Origin of the sequence: Agrobacterium sp. P15N1-A (assembly GCF_044626815.1) — a bacterium.
Lineage (GTDB): Bacteria > Pseudomonadota > Alphaproteobacteria > Rhizobiales > Rhizobiaceae > Agrobacterium > Agrobacterium leguminum.
The window spans coordinates 45954-62427 of the sequence record NZ_JBIUPF010000007.1 but is presented as its reverse complement, the minus strand read 5'-3'; the positions used below and the strand labels follow the sequence as shown (position 1 = coordinate 62427).

14 protein-coding genes are annotated in these 16474 nt (G+C 60.1%); 8 read left to right on the top strand and 6 right to left on the bottom strand.

Going from position 1 to position 16474, the window contains the following annotated elements:
* Positions 1-33: 33 nt before the first annotated feature.
* On the top strand, positions 34-1266 hold the full coding sequence (locus tag ACIK7D_RS21450) for an ABC transporter substrate-binding protein (RefSeq protein ID WP_003521275.1): 1233 nt from the start codon (positions 34-36) through the stop codon (positions 1264-1266).
* 187 nt (positions 1267-1453) lie between these two features.
* On the top strand, positions 1454-2566 hold the full coding sequence (locus ACIK7D_RS21445) for an ABC transporter ATP-binding protein (RefSeq protein ID WP_400157309.1): 1113 nt from the start codon (positions 1454-1456) through the stop codon (positions 2564-2566).
* Between the two features lie 149 nt (positions 2567-2715).
* Here the strand turns inward: ACIK7D_RS21445 and ACIK7D_RS21440 are convergent, their stop codons facing one another.
* Positions 2716-3201: a hypothetical protein gene (locus ACIK7D_RS21440; RefSeq protein ID WP_174023346.1), complete on the bottom strand. Its 486-nt coding sequence runs from the start codon at positions 3199-3201 to the stop codon at positions 2716-2718.
* Positions 3202-3444: 243 nt separating this feature from the next.
* Between ACIK7D_RS21440 and ACIK7D_RS21435 the strand changes: the two genes are divergently transcribed.
* From ACIK7D_RS21435 to ACIK7D_RS21410, 6 genes are all read left to right on the top strand, one after another.
* Positions 3445-4308: a MurR/RpiR family transcriptional regulator gene (locus ACIK7D_RS21435; RefSeq protein ID WP_003504906.1), complete on the top strand. Its 864-nt coding sequence runs from the start codon at positions 3445-3447 to the stop codon at positions 4306-4308.
* 82 nt (positions 4309-4390) lie between these two features.
* Entirely contained in the window at positions 4391-5173 is a 783-nt protein-coding gene (locus ACIK7D_RS21430) for an SDR family oxidoreductase (RefSeq protein WP_400157308.1), read from the top strand.
* Between the two features lie 43 nt (positions 5174-5216).
* Positions 5217-7136, top strand: a complete 1920-nt coding sequence (locus tag ACIK7D_RS21425; RefSeq protein ID WP_400157307.1) for a beta-N-acetylhexosaminidase — start codon at positions 5217-5219, stop codon at positions 7134-7136.
* Positions 7137-7148: 12 nt separating this feature from the next.
* Positions 7149-8582, top strand: a complete 1434-nt coding sequence (locus ACIK7D_RS21420; RefSeq protein ID WP_400157306.1) for a M81 family metallopeptidase — start codon at positions 7149-7151, stop codon at positions 8580-8582.
* Between the two features lie 62 nt (positions 8583-8644).
* Entirely contained in the window at positions 8645-9850 is a 1206-nt protein-coding gene (locus ACIK7D_RS21415) for an MFS transporter (protein ID WP_020808536.1), read from the top strand.
* A 26-nt stretch (positions 9851-9876) separates the two neighbouring features.
* Positions 9877-10617, top strand: coding sequence for a copper homeostasis protein CutC (locus ACIK7D_RS21410; RefSeq protein WP_400157305.1), 741 nt, complete (start codon positions 9877-9879; stop codon positions 10615-10617).
* Here the strand turns inward: ACIK7D_RS21410 and ACIK7D_RS21405 are convergent.
* The 5 genes from ACIK7D_RS21405 to ACIK7D_RS21385 form a co-directional block, all read right to left on the bottom strand.
* Complete coding sequence (locus tag ACIK7D_RS21405; RefSeq protein WP_400157304.1) at positions 10583-11734, bottom strand: glycosyltransferase family protein; 1152 nt, start codon at positions 11732-11734, stop codon at positions 10583-10585. The two genes, ACIK7D_RS21410 and ACIK7D_RS21405, sit on opposite strands and share 35 nt — an antisense overlap.
* Positions 11731-12978, bottom strand: coding sequence for a glycosyltransferase (locus ACIK7D_RS21400; RefSeq protein WP_400157303.1), 1248 nt, complete (start codon positions 12976-12978; stop codon positions 11731-11733). Before ACIK7D_RS21400 ends, ACIK7D_RS21405 begins: the two co-directional genes overlap by 4 nt.
* Positions 12979-13021: 43 nt before the next feature.
* Complete coding sequence (locus tag ACIK7D_RS21395) at positions 13022-14230, bottom strand: glycosyltransferase family protein (protein WP_127756583.1); 1209 nt, start codon at positions 14228-14230, stop codon at positions 13022-13024.
* Between the two features lie 72 nt (positions 14231-14302).
* Complete coding sequence (locus ACIK7D_RS21390; RefSeq protein ID WP_080815729.1) at positions 14303-15478, bottom strand: ABC transporter permease; 1176 nt, start codon at positions 15476-15478, stop codon at positions 14303-14305.
* Entirely contained in the window at positions 15475-16473 is a 999-nt protein-coding gene (locus ACIK7D_RS21385; RefSeq protein ID WP_059759955.1) for an ABC transporter permease, read from the bottom strand. Before ACIK7D_RS21385 ends, ACIK7D_RS21390 begins: the two co-directional genes overlap by 4 nt.
* Position 16474 lies beyond the last annotated feature (1 nt).

The following is a 16474-nucleotide window of genomic DNA, read 5'->3' as shown; positions in this document are numbered from 1 at the left end:
AACCGGAACGACCACCAAAACGGGAGACTACCTATGGCACTGAAACATTACGGATTGGCGCTTTGCGCTTTCGCATTTGCCGGTTCCACTGCCCTTACGACGGTGACGGCGCACGCCGCCGACAAGGAGATCAGCTGGATCTATTGCGGCGACAAGATGGACCCCATCCATGAGAAATACATCAAGGAATGGGAAGGCAAGAACGAGGGCTGGAAGGTCGTGCCCGAGGTCGTCGGCTGGGCCCAGTGCCAGGACAAGGCGACCACGCTCGCCGCTGCCGGCACCCCGGTCGCCATGGCCTATGTCGGTTCGCGCACGCTGAAGCAGTTCGCGCAGAACGATCTCATCGTTCCGGTGCCGATGACCGAAGACGAAAAGAAAAGCTATTACCCCAATATCGTCGACACCGTGACCTTCGAGGACACGCAATGGGGCGTGCCGGTCGCATTCTCGACCAAGGCGCTTTACTGGAACAAGGACCTGTTCAAGCAGGCCGGTCTCGATCCGGAAACGCCGCCGAAGACCTGGGCCGAAGAGATCGCTTTCGCCAAGCAGATCAAGGAAAAGACCGGCATCGCCGGCTACGGCCTGCCCGCCAAGACCTTCGACAACACCATGCACCAGTTCATGCACTGGGTTTACACCAACAACGGCAAGGTGATCGACGGCGACAAGATTACCGTCGACAGCCCGCAGGTTGTTGCAGCGCTGAAGGCCTATAAGGACATCACGCCCTATTCCGTCGAAGGCCCGACGGCCTATGAGCAGAACGAAATCCGCGCCATCTTCCTCGATGGCAAGGTCGGCATGATCCAGGCCGGTTCGGGCGCCGCCACGCGCCTGCAGGAAACCAAGATCAACTGGGGCATCGCCACGCTGCCGCTCGGCCCGGAAGCAAAGGGTCCCGGCACGCTGCTCATCACCGACAGCCTGGCGATCTTCAAGGGAACCGGCGTGGAAGAAAAGGCGACTGAATTCGCCAAATTCATCACCTCGCCCGGCCCGCAGGGCGAATACGAACTGCAGGGCGGCGCGGGCCTCACCCCGCTGCGTCCGTCGCCGAAGGTCGATGAATTCATCGCCAAGGATCCCTTCTGGAAGCCGCTGATCGACGGTATCGCCTATGGCGGTCCCGAGCCGCTCTTCACGGACTACAAGGGTTTCCAGGACACGATGATCGAGATGGTGCAGTCTGTCGTCACTGGCAAGGCAACCCCGGAAGATGCCGCGAAGAAAGCGGCTTCGGCTCTCGAGCAGTATAAATAATCTGTCATGAGCACGGATGCGGGCGCTGGCCGTCCGCATCCGGCAAGTTTCGCCGTGGGAATGCCTTGCGTCTTCCGGGATGCTCTTTCCCCTGTTTTCAACGGTTCCGATCCGGTGTGGCTTTGCCCCTGTTTCGGAACATCTCTGAACGTGGCCAGATGTCGGCCGCTGACGGGAGAGGCAAGTCTTGGGTCAGCTTTATCTCAACAACGTCCGCAAGAACTATGGACATTTCGAAGTCATCAAGGGCGTTCAGCTCGACATCAGGGATGGCGAGTTCGTCGTTTTTGTCGGCCCCTCGGGATGCGGCAAATCCACATTGCTGCGCATGATCGCCGGTCTTGAGGATATTTCCGCCGGTGACGTCGTCATCAATGGCGTGAAGGTCAACGACTTGCCGCCGGTCAAACGCGGCATCGCCATGGTGTTCCAGTCCTATGCGCTCTACCCGCACATGACGGTTTTTGAAAACATCGCTTTTCCGCTGCGCGTCGAGAAGATGGAGGAGGACAAGATCAAGCAGAAGGTCGAGGGCGTCGCCAAGATTCTCCAGCTCGATCAGCGTCTGCAGCAGCGCCCCGGCATGTTGTCCGGCGGCCAGCGCCAGCGCGTGGCGATCGGACGCGCCATCGTTCGTGAGCCGAAGATATTCCTGTTCGATGAGCCGCTTTCCAACCTCGATGCAGCACTTCGCGCCGATATGCGCATCGAGCTTACCAATCTTCACCGGACGCTGAAGGCGACGATGATCTATGTCACCCACGATCAGGTGGAAGCCATGACCATGGCCGACCGTATCGTGGTGCTGAATGCCGGCGAAATCGCCCAGGTCGGCGCGCCGCTCGAACTTTATCACAAGCCGGCGAACCTCTTCGTGGCCGGATTCATCGGCAACCCGAAAATGAATTTCCTGAAGGTCGCCTGCAAATCCGTCAGCGCCGAGGGTGTGACGGTGGAGTATGAGGGACAGACGATCACCGTGCCGGTGGAGCCCCGCGCCGGTCTTGAAGGCACGCAGCTGACGCTCGGCATCCGCCCGGAACATACCGGCCTCGAAACGGCCGACCTCAATGTCACGGTCGCGCCCAGCGTGATCGAGCGGCTCGGGGTCAATACCATTGCCTATGGTGTTGCGCCGACGGGTGAGAATTATTGCGCGCTGCTTTCCGGCTCCGCACCTGTGGTCGTGGATGAGCCCATCGTCACCGGTATCATGGCGTCGGATTGCCATTTGTTTGATGAGAGCGGCATCGCGCTGGAGCGGCGCGTCGATCTTTCAGTCCTCAAGCTGATCCAATAAGGCGCAGGAGCCGGGCCATGTTATCTGTTTTTCCATGCCCGGCTGTTCCTGACGCGATCCGTCTCCGGCATTTTTCCGCCCCTTCCAGACGAAAAAACAACGCCGGGCTTTCGGCCCGGCGTGCAAAGCTTTTCCAGATGTCCGCTGGATCACGGCATGGGGTTGGGCATGTAGCCAGTGAAACCGCTGATCTTCCAGCGTCCCTGATGCAGCCGGCAATAATAGAGCGTCTGCCATTTCATGACGTCGAAGCTGCCATCGGCCTTGCGAAGCCCGCCGTCGAACTTCTTGCGCACCAGCGCGGTCTCACCTTCCACTTCGATTTCTTCCAGCGTGGTGGTTGCAAAAATCGCATCGCGCGGGTCCTCTGCGAATTGCTGGGTTTGAAAATCCTGCGCCTGCCGCAGCCACTCGTCGCGATAGGCGCTGAGCGAAGGGAAGGACAGGCGCCAATTGTCCGGGTTCGCATCCCGGTTGGCGTTGATGCCGAGAAAGCCGTCCTCGACGAAATCATCCGCGACCTTCGACCAGTCGGCGGCCAGAAAAGCATCGATGTCCCGCGTTACCAGCATCTCCCAGATGGAATGGCGGGCGATGTCTGTTTCGGGAAAGGGGTTTTTGAAGGGATCACGCATGGTTTGGGTCCATTATTGAAATTATTTTCAAGATTTGGAGATTTCTCTGGTGTTGATTGTTGGCATATGCTCATCTCTCAATCAACAGAGAAAATAATTTTCAAATCAAAGGTGTGCGTGGTGTCGTCAGCAAGACGAAACATCCTCGATTCATGGATCTATGCGGTTGACGGGCGCGCTTTCTTAGGGTGCATCGGAAACGGGGCCAAGCCTTAAGTTTTGGCGGAACGGAGACCGGTGAACATGGATATTTTCGCAAGAATACAGGAAGACAGGGGACAATTCTCGCAGTCGGAGCGGCGGATTGCCGATATTCTGGTTTCGGACTTCGAATTCGCCGTCAATGCCTCGATCATCGAGCTTGCGGCCCGCGCCGAAGTGTCTCCACCGACCGTGACGCGGTTCTGCCGCAGGCTGGGGTGCCAGAGCTTTTCGGATTTCAAGGTCAGCCTCGCCAAGACCGCCTATGTGGGTATCCGATACCTCACCTCCGAACCCTCCAGCACCGGCCCTTCGGATGTTGCGGAAGAGGTGCTCGCCAAGGCGCAGGAAGCGCTTTTCCTGCTGCACAGGACGCTTGATCCCGCCCTTGCAGATGAAGCGGCGATCAGGATCGCCAATAGCGGCATGATCTATGCCTTCGGCGCAGGCGGCAATTCCTCGATGATCGCTTCGGAAATTCAGAACCGGCTGTTCCGCCTGGGTTTGCGCGTTTCGACCAGCGCCGATCACAGCATGCAGCTGATGATGACGGCTGCGGCGCGCAAGGAAGACGTCATCATCGGTTCGTCCTTTTCCGGCCGCAACATGGAACTGGTGAAATGTTTCAGGCTGGCGCGGGAAATGGGGGTCACCACCATTGCGCTCACCCAGAGCGACACGCCAGTCGCTGCGGCCGCCGACATGGTGGTGGCTGTCAATGTGCCCGAGGGAAACAATATCTTCCGCCCCACCTCATCGCGCTACGCTTATCTGGCCGCCGTCGATGTTCTGGCGACGCTTGCTGCCTATCATCAACGGCAACGATCGATGGTGACGTTGCGTCACATCAAGCAGCAGCTCGTGGAACATCGTGACCCGGATGACAAGCAATTGCTCGGTGATTGAGGCGGGCTGACGAAAAACACAGGCTGGTTTGCCTGAGACCCGCTTTATGGCGGGTTGGAAAGCTTCAAGGGAGTTGCAGGAGATGAAGGACAGGAAAGACCAGCTCGCCGTCGTTACCGGCGCGGCAGGTGATATTGGCCGGGCAATTGCCACGGCGCTCGCTGAAAGCCATGCAAAGGTCGTGTTGGTCGATATCGATCCCGGCGCCCTTTCGAGCGCGCTATCCATGCTTTCCGGTCCCCGCTTCGTCGCGAAAACCTGCGATGTCACCGATCCGCAGGACCTTGCAAGGCTGGCCGCCGAGGTTGCGGAACTGGGCGATGTTGTAACCCTCGTCAACAATGCGGGCGCCGCAAGGGCGGTCAGCCTGCATGACACGACCGCCGATATATGGCGCAAAGACAATGCCCTCAATCTGGAAGCGCCGTTTCTCTGCTTCAGGGCCTTCGAGGAGGCGCTGAAGCGAACCCAGGGGTCGGTGGTCAATATCACGTCCGTCAACGGCATGGCGGTGTTCGGCCACCCAGCCTATAGCGCCGCAAAGGCCGGGTTGATCCATCTGACCAAGCTGATCGCCGTGGAATACGGCAAATTCGGCATCCGTTCCAACGCCGTTGCGCCGGGCACCGTGCGCACCCAGGCATGGGAGGCGCGGGCCGCCGCCAATCCTCAGGTCTTCGAAGAGGCGAAGCACTGGTATCCGCTGCAACGCATCGTGAGGCCCGAAGATGTGGCCAACGCCGTCGCCTTTCTGGCCGGCCCACAGGCGGAGGCGATCAGCGGCGTGTGCCTGCCGGTCGATTGCGGACTGACGGCGGGGCAGGCGCCGCTGGCCCGGACCTTCTCGCAATCCGAACATTACTGACCGAAGCCCTTCTGAGGGCTCAATGCGCAATAAGGGGAGCATCATGGCGCTCGCACATTATCGTCTCGAAAATTCCTGGCATCCGCTCAAAGATTCCGCCTCGGGCGGTTTTACCTTTACTCTGGTCAATCTTTCGCGCGAGCCGCTGAAGGATTTTCGCATCGTCTACACGTCGTTGACGCGGACGGTAGACAAGCCCGTTTGCGACAATGCCGTTTATCTGCGCCGCAACGCCAATTTCCATGAGTTTGCACCGCCGGCGGGCTTCGTGCTCGAGCCGGGGAAATCCTGGCGCTTCATCGTCGATGGCCTGCTGCGGCCGGCCCGACATCGCACGGATGGCGCAAAATCCGCCTATGTCAGCCTTGCCGACGGCACGCATCGCGCCGTCGATGTCGGTGACCTGATGCTGGATGGGCGTCACAGCGAACCGGCACCGGTGCTGCTTCCCGAAGGAAAGCTCGATCTGCCCTTTTCCATTCAGCCCTGGCCCGCTGAAATCGATGCCGAACCGGGCGAGGGTTTTCCCGTCGCGCTCTTCCCGGCGCAAGATGCGGGTGCAGAAGAAGTGCTTGCGGTGGAAACCGTGCTTTCGCTGTTCCGTCGGCTCTTTGCTGTCGGGCACGTGCCCTTCAGCCTTGCACCGGTTCATGAGGGAAAACCGCTTCGTTTCAAGCGGCATAGCGGGCTGGAAGCGGAAGGTTATCGCCTCACTTTTTCAAAAGAAGCGGTGGTCGTGGAATATTCGGCCGCTGCCGGTCTGCAATATGGCCTGACGGTTCTGGCGCAGTTGCTGCATGGCGCGCGCATCGATCCTCAATTCCGCTTTCCGGCCTCCGGCACCATCAGCGATGCGCCGCGTTATAGCTGGCGTGGCTGCCATCTCGATGTCTCGCGGCAATTCTATCCGACAGGCGATGTCCTGCGGCTTATCGATATTCTCGCATGGCTGCGCATGAACCGCTTCCATTGGCACCTGACGGATGACGAGGCATGGCGGCTCGAAATCAAGGCCTATCCGCTGCTGACCACCGTTGGCGCCACGCGCGGCCCGGATGCGCCGCTTCTGCCGCAGCTCGGTAACGGGGCTGAGCCGGTGTCTGGCTATTACACGCAGGATGACGTGCGCATGGTCGTTGCGCATGCGGCGGCATTGAACGTCGAAATCATGCCGGAAGTCGATATTCCCGGCCACAGCACGGCGGCTCTCGTGGCCTATCCGGAGCTGACGGACGGGCAGGAAGCGCCGGACAGCTACCGCTCTGTGCAGGGATATCCGAACAATGCGCTCAACCCGGCCATCGAGCTGACCTATGAATTTCTCGGCAGGATATTCGACGAGATGGTGGAGCTGTTCCCGTCGCGGCTGATCCATATCGGCGGCGATGAGGTTGCGGATGGGTCGTGGCTGGCCTCGCCGCTTGCCAAGGCGCTGATGGAAAAGAAAGGGCTCGACGGCACCTTTGGCATCCAGTCCTATTTCATGAAGCGCATTCAGGGGATGCTGCATGAGCGCGGCCGCCAGCTTGCCGGCTGGGACGAGGTTTCCCATGGCGGCGGCGTCGATCCGGCCGGAACGTTGCTGATGGCGTGGCAGAAGCCGGAAGTCGGGCTCGAGCTTGCAAAGCAGGGTTACGATGTGGTGATGACACCGGGCCAGGCCTATTATCTCGACATGGTGCAGGATGAAGCATGGCAGGAGCCGGGCGCAAGCTGGGCCGGCACCGTTCCGCCTTCGCATACTTATGCCTATGAGGCTGTCGGCGAATTTCCCGAGGAGTTGAAGGAGCGGATGAAGGGCGTTCAGGCTTGCATCTGGTCCGAACATTTCCTCAATCGCGCCTATTTCAACCATCTGGTTTTCCCCCGTCTGCCGGCGATTGCCGAGGCGGCATGGACGCCAAAGGCGCAAAAGGACTGGCTGCGTTTTGCGGCCATCGTCCCCTTGAGCCCGGTCTATTGAGGGGAAGCCGACATGCGTATTGCTGTTGGTGGAATTCATACCGAATGCAGCACCTATTCGCCGGTGCTGATGGGCGAGCACGATTTTCGCGTCTTTCGCGGCGCGGAACTGCTGGAGGCTGAGTATTTCGATTTCCTCGGCGAGGGCGGGGCGGACGTGTTGCCGCTTCTGCATGCGCGGGCAGTGCCGGGCGGACCGGTTTCGCGCGTGGCCTATGAGGCGTTCAAGGCGGAGTTTCTCGAACGCCTTAAGGCCTGCCTGCCGCTGGACGGGCTTTATCTCGCCATGCATGGCGCGATGAATGTCGAAGGCATGGACGACGCGGAGGGCGACTGGATTTCAAGCGCCCGCGCCGTCGTCGGGCCGGATGTCGTGGTCTCTGCGAGCTATGATCTGCATGGCAATGTCAGCCAGACGATCATCGATCAGCTTGACATATTCGCCGGCTACCGAACTGCACCGCATATCGATGTGCGCGAGACGATGGTACGGGCGTGGGCGATGCTGCTGAAGGCCCTGAAGACGGGCGAAAAGCCCGGCGTGGCCTGGGCGAAAATTCCCGTTCTGCTGCCGGGTGAAAAGACATCCACGGAAGACGAACCCACCAGAAGCCTTTACGCCGTTCTGCCGGATCACGATGCGCGGCCCGGCATTTGGGATGCGAATTTTATGATCGGCTACGTTTGGGCGGACGAACCCCGGGCGACGGCCTGCGCCGTGGTGACGGGAACGGACAAAGCGGCCGCACAGGCGGTCGCGATAGAAATCGCGCAATCCTATTGGAATACCCGGCAGGATTTTCGTTTCGGCCCCGTGACCGAGCCGCTCGAGGCCATTCTGGATATTGCCGAAAACACGGCAACGCGGCCGATCATCTTGGCCGACTCCGGCGATAACCCGACCGGCGGCGGGGTTGGCGATCGCGCCGACGTTCTGGCTGCGCTGATTGCGCGCAACTGGCAGGGTGCGCTGCTGGGCGGCATCACCGACAGGCCGGCGGTCGAAGCCTGCTTTGCGGCCGGCGAAGGTGCTGCGCTTTCCCTGAAGATCGGCGGCAGTCTCGATCCACAGAGCCCGTCCGTGACCGTCGACGCCCGCGTTGTGAAGCTGGACGATCCAGGTGCTGCGGATCAGCGGCAGGCTGTGGTCGCCATCGGCGGTATCACGGTCATTCTGGCCGCGCGGCGCAGGCCCTATCACATGATTTCCGATTTCACCCGTCTCGGCTTTAATCCAAAGGAGGTGCGGCTACTGGTCGTCAAGTCCGGTTATCTTTCACCGGAGCTTGCGCCTATCGCCAACCCCAACCTCATGGCGCTGACGGAAGGGGTCATCAATCAGGATATCGAAAACCTTCCCAATCGCCGCCGGGACGGCGATTTTTACCCATGGAAGCCGCATTTCGATTATACCCCTCAACCCATCCTTTCGGCCCGCTGGCGATGACAGCGGTTCGGTAGCTTTTACCCAGCGATCTGGCGGTGTCGGATCATCTCAGGCGAATATCCATGCCGTCGGCTCTTTCCATCGTCATCAACAATCCGTCGATCCGCATCGGGGCGCTCGCCATCCTGTTCTTCGGCTTTTCGAATGCGGCGACCGCACCCTATCAGGCGGTCATCGGCATTCGCGAAATCGGTCTGAGCAACAGCGTCTATTCCCTGTTGATGCTGTTTGCCGCCGTTATCAATGTCAGCGCCAGCGTGTTGATGGGCATTGTCGCAGACAGGCTGGGTGAATATCGCAAGCCAATGCTCTATATCGCGCTCTTCGGCGTCAGCGGTTATCTGCTGGTCTATCTGGCCGGCAACGCCACCGCCTTCGTGGCCGCGAAGCTGGTGCTTCTGCCGATTTTCGGAGCGATGAATTCGTTGATCTTCGCCCATGTGCGCGCCGATGCGCGCAACCTTTCGACGGGTGAGATGATCGCGGTGAATTCGATCATGCGGGCAACTATCTCGCTTTCCTGGGTGCTGGTGCCGGGCATTGTCGGTGTTTTTCTGGTGAATTCCGGCAATATGCTGATGGCATTCCTGTTTTCGGGCATCTGCGCGCTTGTCTGCTTTCTGCTCGTCGCCTTCTGCCTGCCGCGGGCCGCCACGCCGGCATCGGCAAATACCGAAGCGCGGTTCGGCCTGCGCGCCTCGCTTGCGGAAATCGGATCGCGGCGGGTGCTGCTCCGGATCATCGCCATCGCGCTCATCTGCTCGATGCTGCATCTCAACGATTCCGTGCGCTCGCTCATCATAACCGGACAGGCCAAGGGCACGGTGGCGGATATCGGTATTGTTGCGGGTATCGTCGCTGCGCTGGAAATCGTCTTCATTCTCCTGTGGGGCTGGATCGAGAAAAAGGTTCCGCAGACGCTGACACTTGCGGCGGGAGCGGGGCTTTATGCCATCTATCTCATTCTGCAGGGGCTCGCTTCAGCGCCGTGGCATATCTACGCCCAAACGGTCATCAGTGCGCTGGGCGCCGCCGCGATCATCAGCATTCCGATTACCTATCTGCAGGAACTGATCGCGGACCGGCCGGGACTCGGAAGCTCGCTGATTGCGGTCAATATCTTCCTCGGCGCTGGTCTGGGTGCGTTGATTTTTGCCGTTGGAACCCTGGTCTCCAGCTATTCGGGAACCTCCATATTGGGGGCGATCGTGGGGCTCGGCGGCGTTTATATGCTTTACGCGCTTGATGGAAAGGGCCGACGCAGGTAACGGCCACTCAAATGAAAGAGGTTACGATGATTCTCGAAATTTGCGTGGACGATGTCGCTGGTCTGGAAGCGGCGGTCAGCGGCGGGGCCGATCGGATCGAGCTCTGCGCGGCGCTTTCGGGCGGCGGTGTGACGCCATCGGCGGGTTTCATGCAGCGCGCGGCGTCGTGTGGGTTGCCGGTGAGCGTCATGATCAGGCCGCGCGCAGGTGATTTCGTCTTCACACGCGACGAAGCGGATGTGATGAAACGCGATATCGACGCGGCGCGTGCCGCCGGCCTTTCCGGCGTGGTGCTCGGCGCATCGCGTGGCGATGGTTCGCTCGATATCGGCTTGCTTGAAGAACTGCGCAGTCACGCCGACGGGCTGGATGTGACGCTGCATCGCGCTTTCGATGTCGTGCCTGACATGGAAGAGGCGCTGGAAGCCGCCATCGCGTTGGGGTTTCCAAGAATTCTCACTTCCGGCGGCGCACGTTCGGCACTTGAGGGGATTGAGGCCCTGGCACACCTATCCGAGATGGCTGCAGGTCGGATCGTCATCATGCCCGGTGCCGGCGTGCGTCCGCAGAGCGTTCAGACATTGCTGGATCGCTTTCCGATCTCGGAAATCCACGCATCCTGTTCCGCCGTTCCATCCTTTGATCCGGACAGCAGGGTGGCGAAGCTCGGTTTCACCGGCGCAGGGCGCAAGGTTACCGATGAGGCGGCGGTTCGGGAGTTGAAGATGATCCTCACCGCTCATCGTAGAGACGGCGCAGCGCTCTAGCGGTTCCGGCCGCGCCATCGAGATCGAGCGTGATCGTGCCGGGAGCCGGCAGGGACAATGCCGTCTTGATGGCATCGGCCATCGATTGCGCCGAAATATCCTCCTCCTCCAGCACATGCGCCAGCCCCAACCGCGCCAGCCGTTCGGCGCGGGCGCTCTGTTCGGTTTCGCCCCCGGCTGCGAAGGGGATCAGAAGCGAGCGGCATTTTGCCTGAAGAATATCGCAGACAGTGTTGTAACCGGCCTGTGAAATCGAAAGCCGTGCGCCGCCGAGCAAACTTGCGAAATCCTTGCGGAAACGGAAGACGGACACATTGCCCGCCGCCCGCGCCGAGATCGCATCGAAATCCGCCTGCGGCATGTTGGGACCGGTCACGAGGCACCAGTTCTTGATGCCATCCAGGAGGGGGGCAGCCTCGAGAGCAGCCCGGACAAGTGCGGCACCGACTGCGCCGCCACCTGCGGAAACCACGATATCGAATTTTTCCGCCGGTTCCGGCGGCGGAAGGGGGGCGACGAGGCCGGTATAGACGATGCGCTGGCTTATTTCCCCTGCAAGGGGAAACGTGTCTTCCAGCGGGGCGAAATCCGGATCGCCATGGACGAGCACCGCATCGAAATGTTTTTTCACCAGCGACACGGTCTCCTCGTCCCGGCCCGGTTTGGTCTTTTCCTGCAAGATGTCGCGCAGCGACGCCATGACGAGCGGGCGCGGTTCGCTGTCTTCTATCTCATCGAGAAGCGGTAACAATTCGAAACGCACCTGCCTGCGACCGAAGGGGAAGGCTTCGATGATAACGATATCGGGTTTGGCGCCGTGATAGGCCCCGATCAGCATGTCGGTTCTAAGCCTCTTGAAGTCGTCGTCCACCGGTTTGCCGGAACTGTCGACCAGGCCGGCAAAACTGCCGTCGCTGACGGCGATGGGCGGCAATTCGACATGGCGGATGCCCTCGCCCGGAAAGCCCGGAACCGGGGTGCCGCCCGTAACCAGCACGACATCGAAACCGTTCGCCTGAAGGGCGTTGGCAATGCGGCTGGCGCGGGCGATATGGCCGATGCCGAGAAGGTGCTGAACGTAGAAGAAGACGCAGGGGCGTTTTTCCGTATCGGTCATGGCGTTTTTTCCCACTCGGTCTCGAACAGGGCCTTCAGCTCGACAATGCTGGTGCGATGGTCAAAGGCGGTGCGCACACGGTTTTCGGCGGCACTGCCAAGACGTTGGCGCAATTGCGGATCGGTGATGGCCGTGCGCAGGGCCTCTGCGAAGGCGGTCGGATTTTCCGGTTCCGTCAGCAGGCCGTTTTCACCGCTGACGAAGAACTCCGGAATGCCAGAAATATTGGTGGAGATGCAGGTCAGCGCCTGGCTCGCGGCCTCGACCAGCACATTTGGCAGGCCGTCGCGGTCGCCATCGCTGGTGATGCGGCAGGCAAGGGCGAAGAGATCCGCTTCCCGGTAGTTCTCCAGCACCTGCTTCTGGTCCATGGCCCCGGTCCAGACGATCCTGTCGGCGACGCCGAGTTCGTCTGCAAGTTTCTTCAGGGAGGTCAGTTCATCGCCGCCGCCGATATGGGTGAAGCGCCAATGGATATCCTGCGGCAGCGAGGCGAGCGCGCGCAGGAGAATATCGATGCCCTTTTTCTTGACCGCCCGGCCGACGCTCAAAATCCTCACCGGATCATCGGCATCTGAACCGTCTCTTGCCGGTCGTGGCGTGTCGAAATGCGGGAAACGGGTGAGGTCGAGGCCGTGATAGCTCAGATGCACATTCTGCCTTGACCCGGAAAGGGTCTGCAGATGCCGAAAGCCGCCGGCTGTGCAGGTCACCGCCCAGCGGGCGCTTTGCAGCTTGGCGGCAAGGTCGCGGTCGCTGGAGGTCCAGATGTCCTTGGCGTGGGCTGAAATCGTCCAGGGCGTGCCGGTGATGAGGTGGGTATAGGCGGCGACGGAGGCGGGCGTGTGGATGAAATGGACATGCAGCCATTCGGCATCCGCCGGCCATTCATGCGCGAGCACCGCAGCTTGCCCGAAACGGCGGAAGCGATTGCGGCTGAGATCATGCGGCAGATCGCTGAAAAACCGGCGGAGCGCCTTGGTGAAGCCTGGCTTCCTGCGGCAGGCCCAAAGCGCCTTCAAAACGCGCAGCGGTTCCTCGTGCAGATACTCTGGCAAATAGGTAACGGGCGCGCGGATTTCATCGTGAACGGGGTGGCGCTTCTTGTCCGTGGGCCGGCGCATGGACATGAGTTCGAGTTTCAGCCCGGCTTTCTCCAGCCCCAGAAGTTCCTGGGCGATGAAAGTCTCGGACAGGCGCGGATAGCCCTTGAGGAGCACCACGATTTTTTTTGTATCGGTCACGTTGCGCGTGTCTCTTTTGAAGCGGTGTTTGTCGGGGAACCGATCACGCGGTCAGCGTGATCGGCGCCTTGTCGCCCTCGGGCGGCAGCCATTCGGCTATCCGGCGCGATATGTTTTCCAGACCGTCCAGCTTCAACCCGCGCGCATTGACGGAAGGCGGTGCGCGGTTCGGTAGCGCTTTCAGAGCAGCCGCCATCTTGGCGGGGTTTTCGGCATCTTCCGGCAGAAGCATGTCGAAAAGACCAAGCTCCGAGGCGCGGCTGGCGCGGATAAGCTGCTCTTCGCGCGGCACCGTGCGCGGCACGACGAGGGCGGGTTTGTCGAAAGACAATATCTCGCAGACGGTGTTGTATCCGCCCATCGAGACGACGGCCTGTGCGCCGGCGACGAGGTCTTCCATGCGGTTGTCGAATTCGATGATCTCGATATGCGGAATATCGGCAACGCTGCTCATGAAGCGCTGGCGTTGATCCGCCGGCATATAGGGGCCGAGCACCACCAGCGCCTTGTGCGTCAGTTCGCTGTCATGGCGATAAGCGTTGATGACGTCGTCGATCAATTCGCTGCCATCGCCGCCGCCGCCGGTGGTGACGAGAAGATAATCGCCTTCCGGCCGATGCGATACGGTCTCGGCCTGCGTCCTGGATCTTTGCAGGAAGCCGACGAAATCCATCTTGTCGCGAACGGTATGCGGAACGTCGAGCCCCGTCAGCGGATCGTGGAAATCGGGTGGGCCATAAATCCAGACGTGGTCATAGAACTGGCCGATCTTGGTCATGACATTGTTGCGCTTCCACTCGGCTTCGAGCAGCTGCGGCGCATCCATGACGTCGCGCAGGCCAATGACGAGCTTGGTGCCCTGTCCCTTGAGATAGGCGAGCGTTTCTTCCACCTCGCCGCGCAGGCCCATGGGCTCCTTGTCGACGATGAAGATATCCGGCTGGAAGCTTTCGGCGGTGTGGTAGATGATGGAGCGGCGCATCTTCAGCGTTTCCTGAAGATCGATATGCCTGTCCATGGACGTATATTCGCCGTTGCGCAGCTTGATGACGCTCGGGATTTTCACGAAATCGACGCGGGCGCGGTAATCGAAAGCGCCGGCAATCGTCGCGCCTGAAATGATGAGGACGTTGAGGCCGCGATAATCCTCCACCAGAGCATGCGCGATGGTGCGACACCGCCGCAGATGCCCAAGCCCGAAGGAATCGTGGCTGTACATGAGGATACGCGCGTCGTTCAAACGGGAGGTCATGGGCCACACCTCTTTTTGCCTTTCACAAAAAAGGCGATGGCGGAAGGGCAGTTTATCAAAGGGTGTTCCATTTTATCTGAAGGGATCCGCAGCATCACGTAGTCCGTCACCGAAGAAATTAAAGGCCAAAATGACGAGAACGACCGGGATCGTCGGGATGAGAAGCCATGGATATAGCGCAATGACGCTGACGCTGCGCGCCTCCGTGAGCAGAATTCCCCAACTTGTGATCGGTGGCCTGAGACCGAGGCCGAGGAAGCTCAGTGCGGTTTCGCCGAGAATCATGCCCGGTATCGTCAGGGTGGCCGATGCGATCAAGTGCGACATGAAGCCGGGAATAAGGTGCCTGCCGATGATGCGCGGCGTGCCGGCACCCATTAATTGTGCAGACAAAACATAGTCTTCTTCGCGAAGCGCCAGAAGTTTCGAGCGCACGGCGCGCGCAAGGCCCGTCCAGTCCAGCATGCCGAGAATGATGGTGATGCCAAGATAGACGAGGATGGGGCTCCAGGTCACCGGCATGATCGCCGCAAGCGCCAGCCAGAGCGGAATGCTCGGGATGGATTGCAGCACCTCGATGATGCGCTGGACAATCAGATCGAATGTGCCGCCGCGATAACCCGCCAGACCCCCGATCACAATACCGAGAACGAAGCTCATGGCGACGCCGAGAAGGCCGATGGTCAGCGAAATGCGCGCGCCATAGATGATGCGGGACAGCACGTCGCGGCCGAGACGATCCGTGCCGAGCAGGAACAATTCACCGCCTTCCGCCGGGCAGACGAGATGGGTTCTGCCCTCGAACATGCCCCAGAAGCGATAGGTGTCGCCCTTGCAGAAGAAGCGCAGCGGCTGGATATCCGTCGGCACATCCCGGTAGACTCGTCTCAGATTGTCCATGTCGAGCGTCATTTCCCGGCCATAAACGAAGGGGCCGACAAATTTTCCGTCATTGAACAGATGAATGGCCTGCGGCGGGGCGTAGATATGCTCGATATTGCGGGTGTGAAGATTATAGGGTGCGAGGAATTCGCAGATCAGGATCGAAAGATAAAGCACCACCAGAAAGGCGCCGGACCACACCGCGATCTTGTGCTGACGGAACTGCCACCACATGAGGCGCAGCTGCGAGGCCTTGCTGAAGGCCGCCATTCCGGATGTGTTGGGTTCGATAAGCGACGGGTCGAAGGGCGCGGTCGAGACGTAATGGGGCAGCGCTTCGCCGGGTTTCGGAATGGATGAAGTCATTTGACGTTACCACCTCCGAAGCGGATTCTCGGGTCGAGTATGGCAAGGGCGATATCCGACACCAGAACGCCGATCACCGTCAGGAATGCGAGGAACATCAGGAACGAGCCGGCCAGATACATGTCCTGGCTCTGCAACGCCCTGATGAGCATGGGACCGGTGGTTTCGAGCGACAGCACGACGGCGGTGATTTCCGCGCCGGAGATGATCGCGGGCAGGATCGAGCCGATATCCGAGATGAAGAAATTCAGCGCCATGCGCAGCGGATATTTGGTGAGCACCTTGAAGGGATGCAGCCCCTTGGCGCGGGCGGTCACCACATATTGTTTCTGCAATTCATCGAGCAGGTTGGCGCGCAGGCGGCGGATCATGCCGGCGGTGCCCGCCGTTCCGATGATGAGGACAGGGATCCAGATATGTTCGAGGATCGACTTGAACTTCGCCCAGCTCATCGCCTGGTTCAGATATTCCCGATCCATCAGATGGCCGATGGAAATGCCGAACCAGATGTTGGCGAAATACATCAGGATCAGCGCCAGCATGAAATTGGGAATGGCGATGCCGAGCAGGCCGAGGAAGGTGAGGCCGTAATCGCCCCAGCTGTATTTATGCGTGGCGGAGTAGATGCCGATCGGAAAGGCGAGCAGCCATGTGACGATGATGGTGACGAAGGAGACGAGAACCGTCAGCCACAGGCGGTCTCCCACCACATCGCTGACCGGCAGCTGATATTCGAAGGAATAACCGAAATCGCCGACCAGCATGCCGGTCGCCCAGCGGAAATAGCGGATCGGTGCCGGCTGGTCGAAACCGTAGCGGACACGCAGCTCCTCGATTTCGGCAAGGTTTGCCGTCTCGCCCATGGCGCGCAGCTCGGCGACATAACTTTCGAAATAATCGCCCGGCGGCAGCTCGATGATGGTGAAGACCAGCATCGAGATCAGGATCAGCGTGGGGATCATGACGAGGATGCGCTTTAAAATATACCGCAGCATA